Raw genomic sequence first — 22753 nt, 5'->3', positions numbered from 1 at the left:
CGGCCAGATGACTTTTTTGATGCCGTTGAGTTCTGTTTGGATGTTACAAAAGTCATCTGACTGGAGGTAGAAATAAGCGGTAGGCCTTCGTTTTGTACACCCTCTTTTTTGCATGCTTCAACAAATTCCGCTGGTGTCATGTCATTCAGAGAGCTATGTGGGCGATACTGGTTGTATTCAATCCTCCATGTCTCAATTTTTTCCATAGCATCCTCCAAAGATAAGAACCAATGGGCATTCAGGCATTCATCCCTGAAACTCCCATTGAAGGACTCCACATAAGGATTATCAGTCGGGCGACCAGGACGGGAATAATCCATTGTAACCTTATGCTGATACGCCCATCTGTCCATTTCTTTAGATATGAACTCACTGCCATTGTCGGTTTGTATGCGTTTAGGGAGAATTCCCTGACCTATTCGCAGCTGCTCCAGCACCCCTACAACATCGTATCCTTTTAATGATTTTCCTACGTGGATAGCGAGGCATTCCCGACTATAATTATCCACTACAGTTAACGATCGGAATTTTTTCCCGTCATAGAGCGCGTCTGATACAAAATCCATTGATATGCATTGATATAATTCTGTAAGCAATGGCCGCTCCAGCCGGTGAGCTGCGGATTTGTTCCGACGGGGGCGTTTACTCCTAAGGTTCAATCCCTCCTCCCTATATATCCGGTAAGTCCGTTTATGGTTGTCTGTCCAGCCCTCCCGACGCAAAAGCGTGTGAATCCGACGATAACCATATCGTATCCTCGTATCAGCGATCTCCCTAATACGTTTCCGTAAGGGGCGGTCCTCCCTCCTGTGAGATTTGTAGTAATAAACCGACGCAGGAATCATCAGTACACGACAGCACTGACGGATGGGAGTCTTATACATCTGGCTTAAGGATTGGGCCAGCTCTCGCTTTTGAGCTGGCCTTAATACTTTTTTTTGAGCACATCCTGCAGCATCTGCTTATCCAGACTTAACTCCGCTACGATCTTCTTCAGCTTGGCATTTTCATCTTCCAATTGCTTTAAACGCCGTAGCTCGGATGGATCCAGGCCTCCATACTTCTTTTTCCAGTTGTAAAATGTAGCCTGACTAATCCCTAATTTCCGGCAGATTTCCTCTACGGATATCCCTGTCTCGGATTGTTTGATCGCAAATACGATCTGAGCCTCAGTAAATTTGGTCTTTTTCATGGGCAATTTGCTCCTTTAAGTTATGAAGAATTACCCCGAAATTTCTAATTTTCAGTGCTACAGTTTTTGGGGAGGAGATCAGCCTTTTGTGAAGTGCCCCAAAAAGTGTCTAACTTTTCGGGTTCACTTCATTGAGACGCCCTCTTTTTTTCATCAATAGGAATTCTACCTTACCTCCAGCTTATAAGGCGGCGTATCTGCTGCAACCAATGCTCTGAACTGTTTAAAGCGTTCTGTATTCTGTTTCTCACGGCCAAAAATCTCCAGATGAAATTTCATTCCGCTGACCTCTTCCTCCGTGTACTGATTCAGACTAACGGCTCCGGATATTCCCAGATGCGCCTGGCAATTAGCACAACCACCAACATCCCAGCGGCTCAGTACAGACTGATAACCGACAAGATATCTTTTGTCATCCCCCTTGGTGGCATACACACCAACGATAAAAGAGCCTTTGATACCTCCTCTGCTAAGCCCTGAAATATAGAGATGCAGATCGCTTCTCTTTGAATCAACAGCCTTGGCAGCTCTTGCAGCCGCAACAACATCGTTTTGCGACAATGAGCCATCGGTATAGGTATAATTTAGCTGTGATTCAATATTTATACAATCTTCTGATGTGAAATAGGTAGTATCTGTTTTTATAAACGGTTTTAGCGCAGTTGTCATAGTCAGTGTTTCATTCTCCGTTTGCCCGTTGGCAGGGCCTTGTCCGGCACCGCCATTGAAACCATTTGAGGTACCCAGATCTGCGGGGTCTTCGATGATGTCAAAACGTTCTGTAAAACCCTGCTTTTGCTGCCATAACCAAAACACACGATCTATATTACAGTGGTGAAAAAAGAAGATGGGATCCAGTCCTGCCGTATCATTCTCGCCCATATCACCATTTGCGTCCGGTAGCTGAGATGCATCATAGCCTCCGTTATTTATGCCGGTAGGAAGAGTAAAACCACCAACTGCCAAATGAATATCGTTGTGCGGATGCTCCAGTGCAGTGTACCCTTTACCATAATAAGCAGCAGATTGCGTATTGGAAAATATCGTATAAATAGGAGCGTCAAGACAATCACTGAATGCCTTTGCTATACCTGCCGGTCGTGTTGTCCCGTCTCCTGGGCCACATCCGGGTATGTAGTAAGTCACATTATTAAGCCATTGTAATACATTCGCATTCAGCAAGGCAATATTGGCGTTCGGATCAAAGAAATTAGCATTATACTCGTAAGTAGTGGCTTGGGCCTGCGGCGTGCCCACAAGGCCAGACAGCGGGTATCTTACTGTTTGGTAACCTTGTGGTTTGCTATAAACTGAGTCGTCATTGTTCACCTGGTCAGTTATTTCTTTAGGGAATATAAATGAGGCCAGTGGATTATCGATGGCATTATTATCATCAGGTACAATTCCCTTATCACGCAAACACTGCGGGAACTCTCCCTTGAATGTAAACTTCGGAACTGTAAGCGCACGCGGTATACCATATGTGGTTGAATAGGAATCTGTCTCATCCCAATAGGGTTGCATTACATCCTCACAACCAGGAGTGGTCTGCAGGGCTTTTTCCAGCTTGTATACATATACCCTGTGCCAGGTGGGGAAAAGCACATTCTGGTGATTACAGTAGCCACCCCACCATTCCGGGTTTGTAGCGCCTTCCCCGGCAAATGGTTCTCCGTGATACCCGCCTATCACAAAAAAGGAGTTAGGGTCAGTGGGTGGTAACGCTTTAATATACGCCCATGCTGTCATTAGTTTTTCCAGATCATTATTGATGCCTGCATCATAATCATTCTGAATTTCAATTATAGAGCGGCGAACGCCTATGCCATTTTTTTCCATAGTTAAGCAATTTTGTGTTTCTTGTGAATAAGTTTCAAGGATACATTGGGGAAATTATTCAGTAAAGACCCTGTCAGGATCATGCCAACGCCCGCAACCAGCGACCATTGTGTGCCAGGGAAGAATGCGCGGCTGCTCATAATAAAAACCGCACCCAGCATGCTGATAAGGAAAGGCAGGTATCCTGCCACTCTTATCCGCTTATACAAAAAGAAAAGATGTATCGCCAGGAAGATCATCATTACGGGCAGCAGCCATTTCATATAAGGTAGCTTCGCCAATCCCAGGCTACCGAACATGCTCATATAAACAGCCCAGCACATAGGACATTTCGGGAAAAAAGCAATCAGGATGCTCAATATGACCGAAGGTACGCTCCTGACGGTTTTCGAGGGTATCGTCCCCGATGATTGCTGCTCACCGGAATGCCTGACATGGCAATTACAAGTGTTGCATTCATTTAAATTTTCCATAGCCTATATTAATTTTGTAAAAGAAAAGGCTGAAAGATATTTATGCGTAATTCAGCCACGGAAAAGGGTTTTAGAAGAATTAGCAGTACCATCTCTGCAATGGTTGCTATGAAAGAAATAGGAGATGCCATTTTTCATAAGACAACATTTTATAGGTAAGACAATCAGTATACTCATGCACTGGAAGAAATCAGAGAACGGGAAACGCAGCAGCATAGCTCCGCCAAAGACACGCTATGCATGCCGGTTCAGTCAGGACAATAAACTCAGATAATTGCAACAATGCAAAATACTGGCATCAATACGTGGGTATTATAATGAAAGAGGTTGTGAACTTTGGTTATATGAGGTTTAAAATGTTATGCGAAAATGCTATGGGTAAACACTTACATTGAATCATTCAAATAGAGCTGATGTCTTTTTGGTGATCGGTGGTAACCGAAGCTATTAAAAAATAATTAGTCCTAAAAAAATTTTTTCTTTTAAATTGGTAGGTTTACTAACTATTGTTATGGAAGATCCGGTTTTTACTATAGTAAGAATAAGGACTTTCTGAGAAATAATTTAATCTCTAAATATCAACGTATTCCTTTTTTCTTTTCTGCTTTCTCCAGCTTTTCAAATGCATCTATATACACTTTCAGTTTGTCGTCTGTTCTGTCGATATCTGGTACTTTATCCGGCTGTCGCATCCATCAGGAAAGAGAAAAGAGGTCTTACAGAAATGAACGCCTAGTGGAAAGTTAATACCGGCCTGCCTTCTGAGGGTAATTTCACAACATTTGTATTACAGTTATTTGAGGTTTAGAGTGATGAAAAAAATGGTAATCCATAACTTTTATGTAATCGAAAATAGATAAAAAAACCATTTAGTCAAGAGGGTTGCCAGAGCGAATTTTAAATGTGTATTAAATTTGTATGTGTTTAAAGAATAATTTGATTGTTGGTACAGATGGTTTGGTCGATGCATCTATTTTGGCGGAAGTGTGGCCAGGTTAAAAAAGGGGAAAAATACCCGTCAAAGTCGAATTGGTGAAATGACGATTAGTTATTGCTACAAACGGCTCAGGACACTATCAGTTGCGGGGACTAATTTTTTCCAAAATCAGTGTGCTTGCCTTGTGACGTAGACTACGATAAGAAAAATGGTTTCTTTTCCATCTACCACATCAATGTGGTTAGCTACGACGATGCTTTAACTGATTACGAGGAAAATCCGAAAATTCCAGGCATTCCCGGCTTATAAAATCAACCCTTGATAAAAGGACCATTGTATTTCATTACAGGTTTTCTTGATATAATCCCAGCGGGATCACCACCAAGAGTAAAAATAGATACTCTTACGTAATTAAAGCCTTGTAGAATCAGATTCTACAAGGCTTTTCTGTTTTTTGTCGTAAAGTTTTGTAAAGTTAAATAAGGATAGAAAAGTGAGCGTTGCGGTTAGCAGAATAATGAATAAATTGTGCTAACCTACACTGGCCTGAAGTGCTTATCTGTATTGTGTTTGACTGATATTAAGTGAAGTCAGGATAAGTGAAGTTGAAACAAAATTGGTTAACGTAAAACAAGTGTTTTATGAAGAAAGGTCATCTAAGTTTTTCTATCTTACTATGGCTTAACAGGAGCCGCTGCAAAAACAGCAAACCCGCTATCTATCTTCGTCTGACTGTTGGCAACAAACGCGCTGAACTCTCCACCTACCAGTATGTCAACCCTGAATCATGGAGCGCAGCGGGACAGTGTGTAAAAGGTAACTCCGAAGAAGCAAAAGCAATCAATCGCCAGTTGATCACCCTGAAATCCGATCTGCAAAAGCATTACAGCCTATCGGTTACAAGCGGGAAGCCAGTAACGGCGCAAGGCTTGAAAAATTCTTTTTTGGGCATCATTGAGCATAAAAGAACCTTGTGCGAAGCCATAGACTTCCATAACAGGCGGTTTGGCGAGAAGGTAAAGGCGAAAACGAAATCAGAAAGAACGCTCAAACGTTTTGAGATCACTAAAGACAAGGTGGTAGCGTTTCTTAAACACTATTTCCATGTGTCGGATAAGCCTTTGGAGGAAATCAAATTTTCGTTTGCCCCGGATTTTGAGCATTATCTCACTACTACTAAAAAAATGGGCAGCAACACTGCCATGAAGTATGTAAAGATTTTAAAGCAAATGCTCAAACTTGCTGTAGATCAGGGGTGGCTACCTGTTAGTCCATTGAGCGGCTTTAAATCCAGAGGCGGCTGCAATCCTTTTTTACATTTGATTCTCCCGTTAACTACCATTACATCTACAAACAATTTTCTCAGACCCACGACTAACAATGCTAGTTATATGCAAATTGGCCTGCAACGGCAACACGTCACCAGTTGATTAATGACTATTGGAATAATACCGTTTGGCATGTTTGCTATTGATTGGTGTAAGTGTTGTTTCTGTTTTGCCTTTCAGTAACCACCATTCTGTTATTTTTCTTTCGACCGTATTTTTGGGCATTGGTGTGTATCTCATTTTGTATGACGTTGTATATCGTCGTTTTTTCAGCAGAGATTTTTCCCTAAACTTGAAACGGCTATTGCTACTTATGAAGGCCGGGAGCGTTCATAGCTAGAGAAACGCAAACAGGATCAGCTTTCTAACCGTGCATTGGTGCTGCTATTTTATGTTTTCGATAAAGCCAGCAAGGCAAACTATCTGACCCCAAGCGACAAATGTGCTGATTTGTTAGACAAACTTAACCTGATTTCTTTTTATCGTTTGTGCATATTCGTGCCTTAAATCGGTAAAGTATGGACAAAAGAGAAAACAGTGTGCAGAAGGCAGCGCCAAGGCTTTGCCCGATTGAACCGGAAAGGTCTTGGCAAATGCTGCGTCTATTACTGCGTGAAGAAGTTAACCGTCTTTCACAACCGGGGCAACCCTCTACATTTCAAACTCCCGGACTTATTTACAAACCCCTGTTTAAAATTACAGAGGTGATGAACAGATGATATTCATGGATAAAAGTTTGGCTTTTTTTATCATGAATATGTTTTTTATCAATAAAATATAGTCACTGCCATTTTGCTTCAGGCTTGCGTTATAATTTAGTTCCTGTGTTATTAGCCGAGTGCCAATAGGGTAAATATTTCCTGGATATTTTTAGAAACCATTAATTGAAGCCGTAATATGAATTGCCAAACACAAAGGAAACCAAGTAAATAACAATCTGTCCAGCCAAGCAAGATTACATTAATACGCCTCTTTATTGAGAAACACCTTTAGTAATATGCGGCATATGAAAAACCACGATACCATCGAACTGTCTCACTGATGGGGGATCCGTTTTTCTACAAAATGTATTGAAATTAATCTGACAGTAGATGATACTGTCTGCCATGGCGTCACAATCTGGAAGCTATCATAATTTTTTATCGACCCGCAAAATGGCGGGCTGATATTCTGCTGTCGTGTCTCTTGAGCACGACCAGGACCTCTATGTCCGGAATACTTCCGGGCAAAATTTCCCATGTCAATATATAATAAGGAGCATTAAACACATTATTATGAGTGAGAAAAAAGTATACCTCAAGCCTAACGTAGTTTTTGAACCACTATTTGACAGATGGTACGCATGGAGTCACCTGATTTCTCCTGCTACAGCCGCGATGAATATTGTAGGCCGGCATTTGTCGATCATTGATTCTTACATTGAAGCGCCGCATGCACACGCTGAAGCTGCTCTCATTCCTAAAATGAAAGGAGGCCCTTTTATGGACCTGGGCGGCAAACGGGTGGATGAGATCAAATCATTGAGAGATAAAACATTAAAGCAGCAGGAAAAGGCTATCCAGCTGGCAAGTGCCATAAAGGAACTTGATGGGCTGCTGACCAGGGATGCCAAGGGAATGGGTCTGGACGCTATGTACGAAAAAGTGCCGGATACCCTGAAAGGATATGTGGAGCTTTATTATGACAGGAACAACAATGCCGACTTCAGATTATTCGAACCGCTCCTGTACCAAAGCGAATATTACAAACCCGACTCCCAGAGCCTGGCACTATGGATTACCAATAATGATCACAGGCCTTTCTGTTTAAGCACACCGCGACTGGATGAAGAAAATGTATTGCATCTGAATATTCCGTTTGATCATAAGGGTATTGACGAGTTGGCAAGGATGAAAAGAACACCGTCTGAGCTGAGTAAGATCAAACAGTTGTTGGGCGTATCCGGTTCCCGGGAGGAGGCGCTGTTCGAAACATTTTTTACTGACGAAGCTCCGCCGCCATACAACAAGTACACCGGTGATAAAATACGTATGCGGTACTACGGGCATGCTTGTATACTCATTGAAACAAAAGATGTGTCCATTCTTGTAGATCCGCTGATCAGTTATTATGGTTACAGTACAGGCCTGGAGCATTTTTCAGACGTTGATCTGCCGGAGACAATAGATTACGTGCTGATCACGCATAACCACCAGGACCATATCCTGTTTGAAACATTGCTTCCGCTCAGGCATAAGGTGAAGCATTTTATAGTGCCTCGTACTGCCGGTGGAAAGCTGGTAGACCCTGAACTGAAACTTATGTTCGATAATATCGGCTTCAGCAATGTTACTGACCTGGCAGAAATGCAGACACTCAGAGAAGGAGATACTGCTATTACAGCACTACCTTTCACAGGCGAACATTCAGACCTGAACATCATCGGGAAGGCCTGTTACCTGGTAGAGATAAGCGGCTTTAAGCTTATGTTCATGGCTGATTCCAGGGTGGTAGAACCTGCTCTCTACAGCAACATTCAGCGGCAGGTAGGTAACATAGATGTGCTTTTCCTCGGGATGGAATGCGATGGCGCGCCATTAACCTGGTTGTATGGTCCGCTGATGACCAGGAAAGTCACAAGGGAACAGGATGGTAGCCGTAGGCTGGCGGGATCTGATTGTGCGAAAGGCATGACACTGGTAGATATATTTGAACCCGATGAAGTGTATGTATATGCAATGGGAATGGAACCTTGGGTAGAGTTTATCAGCAGTATCCAGTATACGGACGAATCAAATCCTATTGTGCAGTCAAATAAGCTCGTGAAAGTCTGTAAAAACAGAGGTATTGCAGCCGAGCGCCTCTATGGCGAAAAAGAACTTCTCTACAACAGGAAAGATGTAATACTCGACACTGAGTAGCATTGTACCTGGTAACTCTCCTTTCCTTTATAATAAGAACAAGCATAATTATGTTACAACAGATTATTCCATTACATCCTGCACAGCAGGATGTATACATGGATCAGTTGATCAATGCAGAGAACCCATATTACAATATTGGCGGCTATACGAAATTGACCGGAAACCTGTGCAGGGAGACGTTTATAAAGGCGGTGAAATCACTACCGGCTGTGCACGATGCTTTCAGAATGAGATTTGATCCGGATAGTCAGGAGCCTGGAGTATGCTTTGAAGATGAATATCAGCAACAGGAGTTAACAGAGCTCGATTTTAGCAATGACCGAGAGCGCGCCGGCCAATGGATAAAAGAGCTGTTTAATATTCCCTTCGTCATAAAGCCCGAAAATCCTCTGGCAGAGCATTACCTGGTCAGGGTAGCACCAGATGAGTACTGGTATGTGCTCAAGTGTCATCATTTAGTTACCGATGGATATGGGGTTTCATTAAGTCTTCATTACCTGGCTGCGAAGTATAAAGCCTTGTTGACGGATGATCCCGGAGCGTTCACCTATCCTTCGTATAAAAAGGAAATCCAGGACGCAGCAGCATATTATAACACAGCTGCTTATGCTGCTGACAGAGAGTACTGGCAGGAAATAATACCACAGAAACCGGTGCAGGTATTGCGGAAGATGTACCAGCAGCAAGAGAACAGCCATAAGGCGACAGACACACTTGTAACAGACCTTACTGCTGCTGAGAAAGACCTCCTGGATGATATACAGGCGAAAACAGGTTCCAGCCTGCAACAGCTCACTATTGCCGCACTGATGATATATTTCGCGAGCACATCCGGACAGTCTGAACTGGTCTTTGGCACTTCGCTGCATAAAAGAAGAGGCCGGGTACAACGTAATGTGGTTGGCATGTTTGCCGGCATACTACCATTTAAAGGAATGTATGATGGCGAAATGACGCTGGCAGATCTGATAAAAGGTGTCGTTGCCGCCCAGAAAAGGGATTACCGGCATCAGAACTATACCATAGGCGATCTTAGCAGGCGCCTTAAAATCAACGCTGCTGATGATCATCTCGTGGAAGTTGTTGTCAACTATGCAGCGCTTGATTTTGAACTTGACTTTGGCGAAGACTTGCAGGCAGTATTTTCTGATGTGCCCAATAATTCCGGGCGGTATCCGCTGGAGTTCTGGTGGAGAGACTATAGTGAACATCATCCGCTACAAATAAAGATCGATTTCCAGCTACAGTATTTCACTACCGATGAGGTGAGATTATTCCTTCAGCGGATCCTGCTTATCTTCAGTCAGTTTGGATCAGGATTACAGGAGAAAGTAAAGAACATCCGGGTAATACCTGAACAGGAACTAGCCCTGCTGAAAAGTTTCAACAACACGACTGCTGATTATCCATACAACGGTACGATCGTTTCATTATTCAGAGAGCAGGCGGCGCGCATACCTGAGGCGACAGCTGTCGTATTTGAGCATCGTTTTCTAACCTATCGCACGTTGGATGAACAGTCAGATCAGCTGGCGTACCATCTCCGCGCTAAAGGCGTAACAACGGAAAGCCTGGTCCCTGTTTGCGTAGACAGATCGCTGGAAATGATGATTGGCATACTGGGCATATTGAAGGCTGGCGGAGCTTACGTGCCTGTCGATCCGCATTATCCCGCAGCCCGTATTAATTATATGCTGGAAGACATCAGGTGCACCGTGGCACTGGCTGACAGCACCTATCAACACTTGTTCGGAAATGTAACAACCGTCTGTATTGATACACTGAATCTGTCAGATAAGCAGGTGGGTGCTGCAATACAATCAGTTGATATAAATCCGGGACATCTGGCATATGTGATGTATACTTCCGGCTCAACAGGACAACCTAAAGGAGCAATGGTTACTCATCTTAATGTTGTAAGCCTGGTCCGCAATGCCGGCTATACAACATTTACTCCGGAGGATGCCATTTTGTGCGCGGGATCGATTTCGTTTGATGCCACTACATTCGAATACTGGGGCGCATTGCTGAATGGTGGCCAGTTGGTACTGAGTCCGCGGTATAACCTGCTGGATGCGGGGCAGTTAAAACAGGATCTGCACGGACACCAGATCACAAAGATGTTTTTCTCGGCAAGCTGGTTTAATCAGTTGGTAGATACAGATATCACCGTCTTTGAAAAGCTTCAGGCCGTATTGGTCGGTGGTGAAAAAATCTCTGAGAAACATATCGGAAAACTCCGTAGTGTTTATTCTCATATTGATATTATTAATGGATACGGGCCTACGGAAAATACAACTTTCTCCTTATGTTATTCCATTACAAAACATGGTTTGCGGGAGAACACACCAATAGGTGTCCCGTTGAATAATCGTCAGGCTTATGTTCTGGACAGCTCCATGCAGATAATGCCGGTAGGCGTGGCAGGAGAAATATATGTCGGAGGAGCAGGGGTTACCCGTGGTTACCTCAATCGTCCGGCGTTGACAGCTGAACGGTTTATTGCAGATAAATTCAGTGGAGGAGAAAACAAGTGGCTTTACAAGACCGGAGATCTGGGGCGTTGGCTGCCTGATGGTAATGTAGAATATCTGGGCCGTATCGATGATCAGGTAAAGATCCGTGGTCACCGCATTGAGCCGGGCGAGATTGAAAGTGTGCTGTCCTCATGCGAAATGGTGAGCCAGGTGGCAGTGGTGGCGAGAGCTGATGCCGGCGGTAATATGCGGCTGATTGCTTATGTAGTGCCTGAAGGTAACTTTAACAGGGATGGAATAATCGCTTACCTGAAAGACAGATTGCCGGAATACATGATTCCTGCCCGCTTTATTGAGCAGAAACTGCTGCCACTGAATCCCAATGGGAAGGTGGACCGGCACGCGCTACCAGAACCGGATGATACGGACATGCCTGCACGTAGTTACGTTGCACCCCGCAATGAAACAGAGGCATTAATGGCCAATATCTGGCAGGAATTATTACACACCAGTAAAGTGGGTATATATGATAACTTCTTTGAACTGGGCGGAGATTCAATTATCACGATCCAGCTGGTAAGCCGTATGCGGCGTGCCGGTCTGGAACTACAGCCCAATAACATATTCAGGCACCAGACAATAGCCGGTCTGTCTGCATTACTTGATCAGCCACAGCAGCATACTGTACAGGAAGAACAGGGTCAGCTGAAGGGAAACAGCGGACTGCTGCCTGTTCAGCAAATGTATTTTGAAGCGCCATATGATGCAGATAATCATTTTAACCAATATATTTTATTAACGGTAAACAAACATACCGAAACAGCTTCACTGACGCAGGCGATACAATTGCTGGTCGCCTACCATGATGCACTACGCTTTGTTTACAAGCATGATAAAAAGGGCTGGGAACAGCATTACGGCGCCTTTGAAGGCGGGCTGGAAACAATTGACCTGCGCGGGTTACCCGAGGAAAGACTGCATGCCGAGATCGCAAGTTACGAGCAATACTATCAGCGCCAGCCCGATATTTTAAAAGGTAAACTGTTATGTGCTGCATTATTACTGACACCAGACACTGAATCGCATAACCGTTTGCTGCTGGTAGTACATCACCTTGCTATAGATGGCGTTTCCTGGCGCATACTGTTGTCGGACCTGGAGCTGCTCCTTAAAACAGCGCCACAGGACCGGGAAAAAATATTGGGGCCCAAAGGTACCAGCTATCGTCAGTGGCTCCATGCGCTGGAGGCCTACGGACAAGGAAAGCGTTTGCAGGAACAAACCGGTTACTGGAAACAGGTTGTACAGCAACAGCTTCCATTAAGGACTGATACATCCTACAACGGAGATGTCACCTTCGGAGAAACATCTTCCTATAGTAATAATCTTGATGTTGTACAAACACAACGGCTGTTGCAGGAGTCTTCACAGGCGTATCACACCGAGATCAATGATATACTTTTAACTGCGCTGGCGCTCACGCTGTCGGAATGGAATGGTGCTTCTGCTGTATCCGTTGCACTGGAAGGGCATGGCAGAGAGGAGGTTACAGGAGGAACAGACATCAGTCATACTGTGGGTTGGTTTACAAGTATCTACCCGGTATTGCTGGATGCCGGAAGTAGCAGTTCTTCCGGCGCATTGCTGAAAGATATAAAGGAGCAGTTGCGCTGTGTGCCAGACAAAGGCATTGGATATGGGGTGTTAAAATACATGCATAAGGCAGATTTTCTGCAAGAGGTAGCTTATCCCGATGTGGTATTTAATTACCTGGGGCAACTGGATAGTTTCCTGAGCGGTGGTGATCATTTAAATATAACCGGTGACGCGCTGAGAGCGGGTATCGGTGACGGTTATACGATAACAGAGAAAATAGCTGTCAATTGTATCGTACAATACGGGAAATTACAGTTCTACTGGCGTTACAGCACCCGGCACTTTTCACCGGAAAGTGTGGCGACACTCGCAGACAACTATTTATCTCACCTGCATGCGCTGATTGATCATTGTGTGGCGAATGCAGCAACTCCTGCTTATACTCCTGCTGATTACGGGTTAGGTGGTGTAGTGAGCAATGAAGAACTAGATGATTTTTTAAATGATACCTACCGGGGTGTTGTAAGGCGGCCACAGGTAGAGCGTTTGTACCGGTTAAGCGCATTACAGGAAGGTATGTTGTTTCACCGGTTGTATAATGAACAGGCAGGCCTGTATATAGAACAATTGAATTACAGATTGTCTGTACAGCATGAAGAGCTGTTCATTCAAAGTTGGAAGCAGCTGCTGCAACGGCATAGTATTCTGCGAAGCGGATTTTATCACGGCATGTTCAGCATCCCTGTTCAGTGCGTATACCACAAGGCCGATCTGCCGGTTACTGTGCTGGATTATACTGATCTTGACAGTGAAGAACAGGAAAACGCATTGCTGGCATATGAGGCGGAAGACCGCCGGCAAGGATTGGATTTTACAGTGGCGCCGTTGATGCGCGTTGCGCTGATCCGCCTGAAAGCAGACTACTACCATGTACTCTGGACTTTTCATCATATTCTGCTGGATGGATGGTCGCTACAAATACTGATGGAGGAACTGTTCACTACCTATGATGAACTGGTGGCTGGGAAACCTTTGCCGGTACTGCCGGATGATAATTATGAAGATTATATCCGTTATCAGCAACAGGTTGATAAAGAGCAGTCGGAATTATACTGGAAGAACTATCTGACTGGCATCGCTGAAACGGGTACATTATCATTTACTGCCGCTGCCGCTGACCGCACGAAAGGCCAGGGCGTTTATGCTGAAAAAGAGATATGGCTGGATACAGGTCTTACGGATCAGATACAGCAATATTCACAGCAGCATCGTATTACAGTGAATACGCTGATGCAGGGAGTATGGTCTTATCTCCTGTATCATTATACAGGTTGCAATGACGTTGCCTTTGGCGTAACGGTATCCGGCCGCCCTGAAGATCTGCCTGGTATAGAGCAGCGTGTAGGGCTTTACATTAATACCCTGCCCCTGTATACAAAAATTGATCCTTCGGCAAACATCACTCAATGGCTGCACGAATTACAGGGAGGGCAGTTACAAAGCAGGGAGTATCAGTATGTAGGACTTAGTGAGCTGCAACAATGGGTAGAGGCAGATGAAGAGCTTTTTGACAGCTTCATCGCCTTCGAGAACTTTCCGGTATCCCAATCATGGCGCTCGCGTACGGAAGGTGCCGTACTGCACGAACAAATGAATTATCCGTTAGGGATAAGAGTTACCACAGGTCGGGAAATCAGCATCCTTTTCGGTTACAATACCAATCTGCTGGATAGCGCTTACATAGAGAGAATACAAGGGCATTTCGTTTATGTATTACAGCAGATAACCACTACTGATATCAGGCAAATCAGAGACCTGGCAGTATTAACGAAGGAAGAGCAACATCAGTTACTGGAAGTATTCAATAATACGAAGGTCATATACGGGGATGATAAGACGGTTGTGGACTACTTCACTGTACAGGCTAACCGTACTCCGGACGCTACAGCACTCGTTTCAGGAGACACCCGATGGACTTACGGTAAGCTACATGAACAGTCTGACCGGCTGGCTCAGTACCTGCGCAGCCTTGGTGTGAGAAAGGAAACACTGGTACCGGTTTGCATGGGACGCACGCCAGAGATCATAGTAGCTATGCTTGGAATTATGAAGGCGGGCGGCGCCTATGTGCCCATTGATCCGGCCTATCCACCGGAACGTATCAACTATATGCTGACCGATACCGGTGCAGAAATAATTATTACCAGCAATGATATTATACTGGACCTTACAGGGCGAGAAACACCTGTGAAAGTAATTGTACCGGATGATGCTATTGCCTATCCGGTAACGGAGACGGGAATACCTCTGGATGCAGAGCAGCTGGCAAATGTAATTTATACTTCCGGCTCAACAGGTAATCCCAAAGGAGTGATGATTGCACATAAGGGCCTGATGAACATGGTTCACTGGTATACGAAGGCTTATGATGTTACATCATCATCCAGGGCAACAGTGGTTACCGGGGTAGGCTTCGATGTTTTTGGTTGGGAAGTGTGGCCGCATTTGTGTAGCGGCGCTACTGTATTTATGCTGGATGATACGGTACGATCTTCCCCTCATGATCTCGAACGAATATACGCCCGGCATGAGATCACACACAGTCTTGTTTTTACTGCCATCTTCGGAGATGTAATAAGAGAAATAAGAAATAAACCACTTGCGCTGAAATACCTGCTTACCGGTGGCGACAGACTAGGTCCGACGGATATAACCGGTTTAACATGCAGGTTGTTCAACAACTACGGGCCTACAGAGAATAGTGTAATCACAACCTATTATGAATTATCGGAGAAAGACAAAGATGTAATACCTCCAATAGGTATCCCTGTAAATAATACCATTGTATACATCGTAAACAATGAGCAACAGTTATGCCCTGTCGGCATCTGGGGGGAACTTTGTATATCGGGTACAGGTGTATCAAGGGGATACCTGCAACAAGAAGCGCTGACCGCAGGGAAATTTGTGGCCAATCCATTTGATGTAACACCGGGGGCAAGGATGTATAAAACAGGAGATATTTGCCGGTGGTTGCCCAACGGGAATATCGAATATCTTGGCCGTAGGGATGAACAGGTGAAGATCCGCGGTTTCCGCATAGAACTGGGTGAAATTGAAAGTGCGTTGTCCGGATCGGGGTTGGTAAGAGAAGCAGTGGTACTTGCCAGGCAGGGAAGTGACGGTAGCAATTATCTGGCAGGCTATGTAGTACCCGAGGGTAATTTTGACAGGGCCGCCATCATTACCTACCTGAATAACAGATTGCCCGGTTATATGGTGCCGGCTGTACTGCTGGAGCTGGATGCGTTGCCGCTCACTGCAAATGGTAAAATCGATAAAAAGGCGCTACCGGACCCTGATGGAAAGGCTTTGTCAGCAGGTACTGAGGCAATGCCCCGCAATAAAACGGAGGAGTTGCTGAAAAAGATCTGGTTGAAATTACTTGACCGCGAAGAGGTAGGTATTTATGATAACTTCTTTGATTTGGGTGGTCATTCATTACTGGCGATAAGACTCACTACAGCAATCGGAAAAGAGCTGAATGTTGAAGTTCCCGTCAACGTGGTATTTGAGTACCCTACCATTGCAGCGTTATCAGATCAGTTATCTGAGAAAATTCCTGTGCATGCGCTACCCGCAAAAACTGTATATGAAAGGCCGGAGTATATTCCGCTTTCATTCAGCCAGGAACGGCTGTGGTTTATAGACCAGCTCGAGGGCAGTGTGCCGTATCATATGTCAGGGATGTTCAGGCTGAAAGGTCGTCTCCATCATGAGGCGCTGGCCAGGGCATTGCAGACCATCGTTAACCGGCATGAGGTGCTGCGCACCGTGATCAAACCAGGTGCAGGTATTCCGTATCAACATATACTGGACAAAGATCTGTGGCAGTTCAGTACAACAGATCATGAGCCGTACCAATATAACCCGGACACTTTTCAGTCTTATGTCCGTTTTCTGGGAACCATTCCCTTCGATCTCTCGCGTGATCATATGTTACGCGCCCATCTCCTGAAGATTGCCGCTGATGAGCATGCACTCGTGTTGATAATACACCACATAGCCGCTGATGCCTGGTCCGTTTCAATACTGATGAATGAACTGATCGAATTGTACAGGGCATTTGAATCGGGTACTGTTCCGTTGTTATCTCCGCTGGCCATGCAATATGCTGATTTTGCCATATGGCAGCGTACTTACCAGGAAGGCGCCTTGCTGAATAAAAAACTGGACTACTGGAAAAATAAACTGAAGAATACAGCGGTATTGCAATTACCTACAGACTACCCGCGTCCTGCTATTCAGAGCACCCGCGGAACGATTCTGTGGTTCCGCCTGGACAGCGCGTTAACTGATCAGTTGCAGGCGCTATCCCTGCGGGAAGGCGTTACCATGTTTATGACATTGCTGACTGCATTCAAAGTGTTGCTGTACCGGTATGGCGGACAGGAGGACCTTTGCGTAGGTACTTCTATTGCCGGAAGAACACAACAGGAAACAGAGAACCTGATTGGCTTCTTTCTGAATACACTGCCCTTGCGCAGTGATCTGAGCGATAATCCTTCGTTTACAGCATTGCTGCATCAGGTAAAAGAGACAACGATCACCGCCTATAATAACCAGGAGGTGCCTTTTGAGATGATTGTGGAAGCGGTGGAAAAGAAGAGAGACCTGAGCAGGACATCCTTGTTCCAGGTGATGTTCGATTTACTGAACACGCCGGATATACCAGATCTGAAGTTAGGGGATCTTCAGCTGGCAAGAGAAGATGTAGAACGAACTACAACACAGTTTGATCTGAGCTTCTGCCTGGAAGCAGATGCTGATGGCCTCAAAGGCTACGCAGAATATTGTACCGACTTATTTGATGCGGCTACAATCGAACGGATGACAAGACATTTTGAGCAGTTGTTGCGCTCAGTAATAGCAGCTCCGGCACAGCAGATCAGTACACTGAACATACTGACTACCGCAGAAAAACAAACGTTACAGACGTTTGCTACCGGCGCGGTGATTGACCTGCCGGCAGATCAGACCGTGGTGACGCTGTTTGAAGAACAGGTGCAGCGATATCCCGACGCGGTGGCTATTCAGTTTGAAGAAACGGAAATCACCTACCACTCACTTCATGAACGTACCAATCAACTGGCGTATCTCCTGCGTAGTAAAGGAATTGGAGCCGACAGCAAAGTACCGGTGTTTATAGACCGCTGCCCTGAAATGATCATCGCGGTACTGTCTATCTGGAAGGCCGGTGGAGCTTATGTGCCCATTGATCCTAAGTTCCCGGAAGAAAGGGTACGATATATACTGGAAGAGACCGCAGCACAGGTGGTGGTTACGAATCAGCGCAGTAGTGTATTGCTGCCTGCAGATATAACAGCAGCTGTAATATCAGCAGATGAAGAAGATATATTAAACAATCAGCCACGAACTGCATTACCACCCGTTGCCACGCAACAACATCTTGCCTACGTATTATATACTTCCGGTTCTACCGGAAAACCCAAAGGTGTGCTGGTAGAACATGCAGGTCTGTTAAACCACCTGCTGGCCATGATAGAGGAATTCGACATGAATCCTTCCACCATATTGGCTTTTACTGCTCCCTATACCTTCGATATTTCTGTATGGCAGATGGTGAATGCGCTGGTGTGCGGAGGCAGAACGGTCATCTATACAGAAAGTCTTATACATCGCCCCGACCTGTTCATTAAAACAGTGGAGGAGCAGGGAGTGACGTTGTTACAGCTGGTACCTTCCTATCTTACCTCTGTATTGCAGGAAGAGTCGGATGTAACATTGCAGTCGCTGGATTACCTGCTGGTGACAGGAGAGGCGGTCACTGTTTCCCTGCTGGAGCAGTGGTTTGCGCACGAACGTTTTGGAAATATTACGGTAGCTAACGCTTACGGGCCCACGGAGGCATCTGACGACGTGAGCTTCTATTTCATGAATGAAGCACCGGATGTAGTGCAGGTGCCGGTAGGTACCCCTATTCGTAACCTACGGATGTATGTGCTGGACAACAACCTGCAGCTGTGCCCGCAGGGTGTGCCCGGCGAAATATGTGTGGCCGGCCTGGCAGTAGCCCGTGGCTACCTGAACCGCCCGGAACTGACAGCAGCGAAATTTGTGGAAGATCCTTTCTGCCCCGGTGAAAGAATGTACCGTACCGGTGACCTCGGAAGATGGCTGCCGGATGGCAACATGGAATACATTGGTCGTGCAGACGATCAGGTAAAGGTTCGCGGGTTCCGTATAGAGTTGGGTGAAATTGAGCATATCGTATTAAAGAGTGAACTGGTAAGCCAGTGTGTAGTGACGGTGAAACAGGACGCCGCTGGCAATAATCTGCTGGTTGGATACATTGTGCCCGGTGCTGCATTCAGCAAGGATGCATTGCTGGCTTATCTGAAAGGAAAATTGCCGGAGTATATGATCCCTGCTGTGTTTGTGAAACTTGATCAGCTGCCGTTAACCGCCAACCGTAAAATAGATAAAAAGGCCTTGCCGGAACCCGATAGCGGGGCATATACTACAGATGTCTATGTAGCACCAGCTGATACAATGGAGCAGACATTGACAGATATATGGGAGCATTTGCTGGCAACACCGCGTATAGGAACCCGCGATAATTTCTTTGAACTGGGTGGGCATTCTCTGCTTGCAATAAGGGTAGTTGCTGCTGTCCGCAAGAAACTGGAAGTAGAACTGACTGTGAGGGATATCTTTATTTATCCTACTGTCTCGCAGCTGGCAGCATATGTAAAGGGACTGGATAAATCTTCACAGATACCGCCTGTAAAGGCCGTCCAAAGAAGTGAACGCATACCATTATCGTATAGCCAGGAACGTTTGTGGTTCATCGATCAATTGGAAGGTAGTTTACCTTATCATATACCCGCTGTACTGCGGCTGCATGGCCGCCTGGATGTAGCCGCGTTGTCATCAGCATTGCGCACCATCGTGAACCGTCATGAAGTGCTGCGCACCGTGATGGTACCGTATGAAGGCATGCCGTATCAGCAGGTGCTGGCAGCCGACAGATGGGAACTGACGCATGCGGCGGATACCCTCCGTACCGCAGACGAAAGTACCTTGTCCGCATATCTGGCGGTAAAAAGTCAGGAAACCTTTGACCTGTCGCAGGATCATATGCTGCGTGCACATCTGGTAACACAGGGTGCTGAAGATCATCTGCTGCTGGTGACCATGCATCATATTGCATCAGATGGCTGGTCCACCGGTATCATCGTGCGGGAGCTGGCCGCGTTGTACAATGCCTATGCCGCGGGGCATTCCATCACATTGCCACCGCTGCCGGTGCAGTATGCAGATTATTCGATCTGGCAACGCAGCTATGTGTCAGGAGAGGTACTGGAGAAAAAACTGGATTACTGGAAGTCGCAGCTGCAGGGCTTTACGACGCTACAGCTTCCGGGTGATTATATCCGTCCGTCGGTACAGAGCAGCCGGGGTGGCATACACTGGTTCCACCTGGACGAACGGTTGCTGTCTCCGTTAAAGCAGTTGTCGCGCCAGCATGGAACGACCCTGTTCATGACGCTGCTGGCGGCCTTCAAGGTGTTGTTGCATCGCTACAGCGGGCAGGAAGACATCTGTGTGGGCACATCTGTGGCTGGTCGTACCAGTGAGGATGTGGAAGGACTGATCGGCTTTTTTGTGAACACGCTGGTCCTGCGTAGTCATGTCAGCAGTGAGCAGTCGTTTGCATCGCTGCTGGAACAAGTGAAGCATACCACGTTATCAGCCTATGATCACCAGGAAGCGCCCTTTGAGAAAGTGGTGGAAGCGGTGGTGCGCGAACGGGATATAAGCCGTCATCCGTTGTTCCAGGTGATGTTCGAGTTACAGAACACCCCGGAAGTACCAGACCTGGAACTGAATGGGCTGCGGTTATCCCAGGAGAGCTTATCGCATAGCACCACACAATTCGATCTGACTTTATCGCTGGAGGAAAGCGCGACAGGACTGAGCGGGTATATAGAATATTGCGCAGACCTGTTCACCGGCGCTACGATAGCAGGGCTGCAGCGTCACTATGAGCAGCTGCTCTGGTCAGTAGTAAATAATCCTTCCGAAGAAACCGGTCTGCTGGAGATGATGAGCGGAGAAGAAAAGACGCTGTTGGTGGAAACCTTCAATGATACTAGGGTGGCATATCCTTCGGATAATACGCTGGTGGGCCTTTTCCGTGAACAGGCAGGGCGGACGCCAGACAATACCGCCTTGTTGTATGAAGGCGTGGCGCTTAGTTACCGCGAGCTGGAGATAAGAACGGACCGCGTAGCGGCTTATCTGCAAAGCAAGGGTGTACAGTCTGAAACGTTGGTGCCGGTATGCCTGGAAAGATCAGCGGATATGGTGATCGGCATACTGGGCATCCTGAAAGCCGGCGGGGCTTATGTGCCTGTTGATCCATCTTATCCTGCAGAAAGGATTTTGTATATGCTGTCAGACACGGGAGCTTCCGTGATATTGAGCAGTGCGGGCTTATCAGCCCAGCTTCCGGCTACGGATGCCACAATTGTATTACTGGAAGACATTTTCGTAAATACAACCGATATAGCTGTATCCGGACTACCGGTACCTCGTCCTGATCACCTGGCGTATGTGATCTATACCTCCGGTTCTACAGGTGTTCCCAAGGGAGTGATGATCGAGCACCAGGGTCTGTTGAATCATTTGTATGCCAAGATCAATACACTTGAAATAGATGGACAATCGGTGATCGCACAAACAGCCACTTACAGCTTTGATATATCAGTATGGCAGATGTTTGCTGCCTTGGTCTGCGGAGGCACAACGGTTATTTATCCATCATCAGTCATCTACGATCCATCATCGTTGCTTGCCCTCACGAGTCGCAGCGGGGTCACCATACTGGAGCTGGTGCCTTCTTATCTGTCGTCGTTGTTGCAGTCGGGCATCAGCACTCCATTAAACGGGCTGCGTTACCTGTTGGTAACAGGAGAGGAGGTGAGTGCAGCGTTACTGGAGCAATGGTTTAGTCATGCAACTTATGGCGGTATACCGGTAGTGAATGCGTATGGTCCCACAGAGGCGTCAGATGATATTACGCATCATATGATGTCTTCAGCGCCGTCCGGATCGACGGTGCCGTTGGGTCGTCCTGTGCAGAACCTACGGATCTATGTGCTGGACAAACGGGGTTGTATTTGTCCGGTGGGTGTCTGGGGTGAGATCTGTGTGAGCGGAATTGGCGTAGGTCGCGGTTACCTGAACCGTGCATCGCTGACGGAAGAGAAGTTTGTAGCTGACCCGTTTGTGCAGGGAGCGCGGATGTATCGTACGGGAGATCTGGGACGCTGGCTGGTGGATGGAACGATCGCTTACGGCGGTCGTCTGGATGAACAGGTGAAGATCCACGGCTACCGCATCGAGCTGGGAGAAGTGGAGAGTGTGCTATCCAGTAATGAGCAGGTACATCAGGCGGTAGTGGTGGCACAGGAAGATGAATCTGGTCACCGGCGGCTGGTGGGCTATGTGGTTCCCCGTGCAGACTATGATAAGGAAACGGTGCAATCATGGCTGAAAGGGCGTTTGCCGGCCTATATGGTTCCTGCTGTACTGGTAACACTGGATGCGCTGCCGCTGACACCGAATGGAAAGGTGGACAGGAAATCGTTGCCCCTGCCGGATGATGCGTTGTTGCAGACGGAAAATTATGTAGCCCCGGAAACGGCCACCGAGCAGCTGTTGGCGGGCATCTGGCAGGAGTTGCTGGGAACAGAACGTATAGGCGTCCACGATAACTTCTTCGAACTGGGTGGTCACTCGCTGCTGGTGATGCGGCTGAATGCGGCCATCCACAAAGAGCTGGGCATAGAAATACCAGTCAGCATTTTCTTCCAGCTTCCCACGATCGACGCTTTGGCTAAATATATAAATGTTAGCCAGGCTGATTTTACGCCCGCATTTGAAGAAATGAAAACCATAAAACTATAATGCTTCACCTAT

The 22753-nt window shown here is 46.4% G+C and carries 7 protein-coding genes and 1 pseudogene; 4 read left to right on the top strand and 4 right to left on the bottom strand.

Annotated features, from left to right (window positions below):
• Positions 1-113 precede the first annotated feature (113 nt).
• The 3 genes and pseudogenes from KD145_RS03865 to KD145_RS03855 form a co-directional block, all read right to left on the bottom strand.
• A pseudogene (locus tag KD145_RS03865) lies at positions 114-1192 on the bottom strand (IS3 family transposase); the annotation flags it as partial.
• Positions 1193-1357: 165 nt separating this feature from the next.
• Positions 1358-3031: a tyrosinase family protein gene (locus KD145_RS03860; RefSeq protein ID WP_212004594.1), complete on the bottom strand. Its 1674-nt coding sequence runs from the start codon at positions 3029-3031 to the stop codon at positions 1358-1360.
• Between the two features lie 2 nt (positions 3032-3033).
• Positions 3034-3504, bottom strand: coding sequence for a hypothetical protein (locus KD145_RS03855; protein WP_212004593.1), 471 nt, complete (start codon positions 3502-3504; stop codon positions 3034-3036).
• Between the two features lie 1578 nt (positions 3505-5082).
• On the opposite strand from KD145_RS03855, the gene KD145_RS03850 reads away from it, so the two are divergent.
• Entirely contained in the window at positions 5083-5871 is a 789-nt protein-coding gene (locus KD145_RS03850) for a phage integrase SAM-like domain and Arm DNA-binding domain-containing protein (RefSeq protein WP_212004592.1), read from the top strand.
• On the opposite strand, the gene KD145_RS03845 is transcribed toward KD145_RS03850, so the two are convergent.
• On the bottom strand, positions 5872-6009 hold the full coding sequence (locus KD145_RS03845; RefSeq protein WP_212004591.1) for a hypothetical protein: 138 nt from the start codon (positions 6007-6009) through the stop codon (positions 5872-5874). It lies immediately after the preceding gene.
• A gap of 278 nt (positions 6010-6287) precedes the next feature.
• Here KD145_RS03845 and KD145_RS03840 point away from each other — a divergent pair, with 278 nt between their 5' ends.
• The 3 genes from KD145_RS03840 to KD145_RS03830 all read left to right on the top strand — a co-directional run bounded on the left by KD145_RS03840 (position 6288) and on the right by KD145_RS03830 (position 22741).
• Positions 6288-6488 (top strand): hypothetical protein, encoded by a 201-nt coding sequence (locus tag KD145_RS03840; RefSeq protein ID WP_212004590.1) that lies wholly within the window; start codon positions 6288-6290, stop codon positions 6486-6488.
• A gap of 555 nt (positions 6489-7043) precedes the next feature.
• Complete coding sequence (locus tag KD145_RS03835; protein WP_212004589.1) at positions 7044-8669, top strand: MBL fold metallo-hydrolase; 1626 nt, start codon at positions 7044-7046, stop codon at positions 8667-8669.
• A gap of 50 nt (positions 8670-8719) precedes the next feature.
• The gene (locus KD145_RS03830; RefSeq protein WP_212004588.1) at positions 8720-22741 is read left to right on the top strand and encodes a non-ribosomal peptide synthetase; all 14022 of its coding nucleotides are present in this window, start codon (positions 8720-8722) and stop codon (positions 22739-22741) included.
• The last annotated feature ends 12 nt before the right edge of the window (positions 22742-22753 follow it).

The organism is Chitinophaga sp. HK235 (assembly GCF_018255755.1).
GTDB lineage: Bacteria > Bacteroidota > Bacteroidia > Chitinophagales > Chitinophagaceae > Chitinophaga.
Note: the sequence above shows the minus strand (reverse complement) of the source record. Positions and strands in the feature narration are given on the sequence as shown.

Coding starts and splice junctions, on each gene's coding strand:
- KD145_RS03860 (WP_212004594.1), bottom strand. CDS start 3,031: ATGGAAAAAAATGGCATAGGCGTTCGCCGCTCTATAATTGAAATTCAG.
- KD145_RS03855 (WP_212004593.1), bottom strand. CDS start 3,504: ATGGAAAATTTAAATGAATGCAACACTTGTAATTGCCATGTCAGGCAT.
- KD145_RS03850 (WP_212004592.1), top strand. CDS start 5,083: ATGAAGAAAGGTCATCTAAGTTTTTCTATCTTACTATGGCTTAACAGG.
- KD145_RS03845 (WP_212004591.1), bottom strand. CDS start 6,009: ATGAGATACACACCAATGCCCAAAAATACGGTCGAAAGAAAAATAACA.
- KD145_RS03840 (WP_212004590.1), top strand. CDS start 6,288: ATGGACAAAAGAGAAAACAGTGTGCAGAAGGCAGCGCCAAGGCTTTGC.
- KD145_RS03835 (WP_212004589.1), top strand. CDS start 7,044: ATGAGTGAGAAAAAAGTATACCTCAAGCCTAACGTAGTTTTTGAACCA.
- KD145_RS03830 (WP_212004588.1), top strand. CDS start 8,720: ATGTTACAACAGATTATTCCATTACATCCTGCACAGCAGGATGTATAC.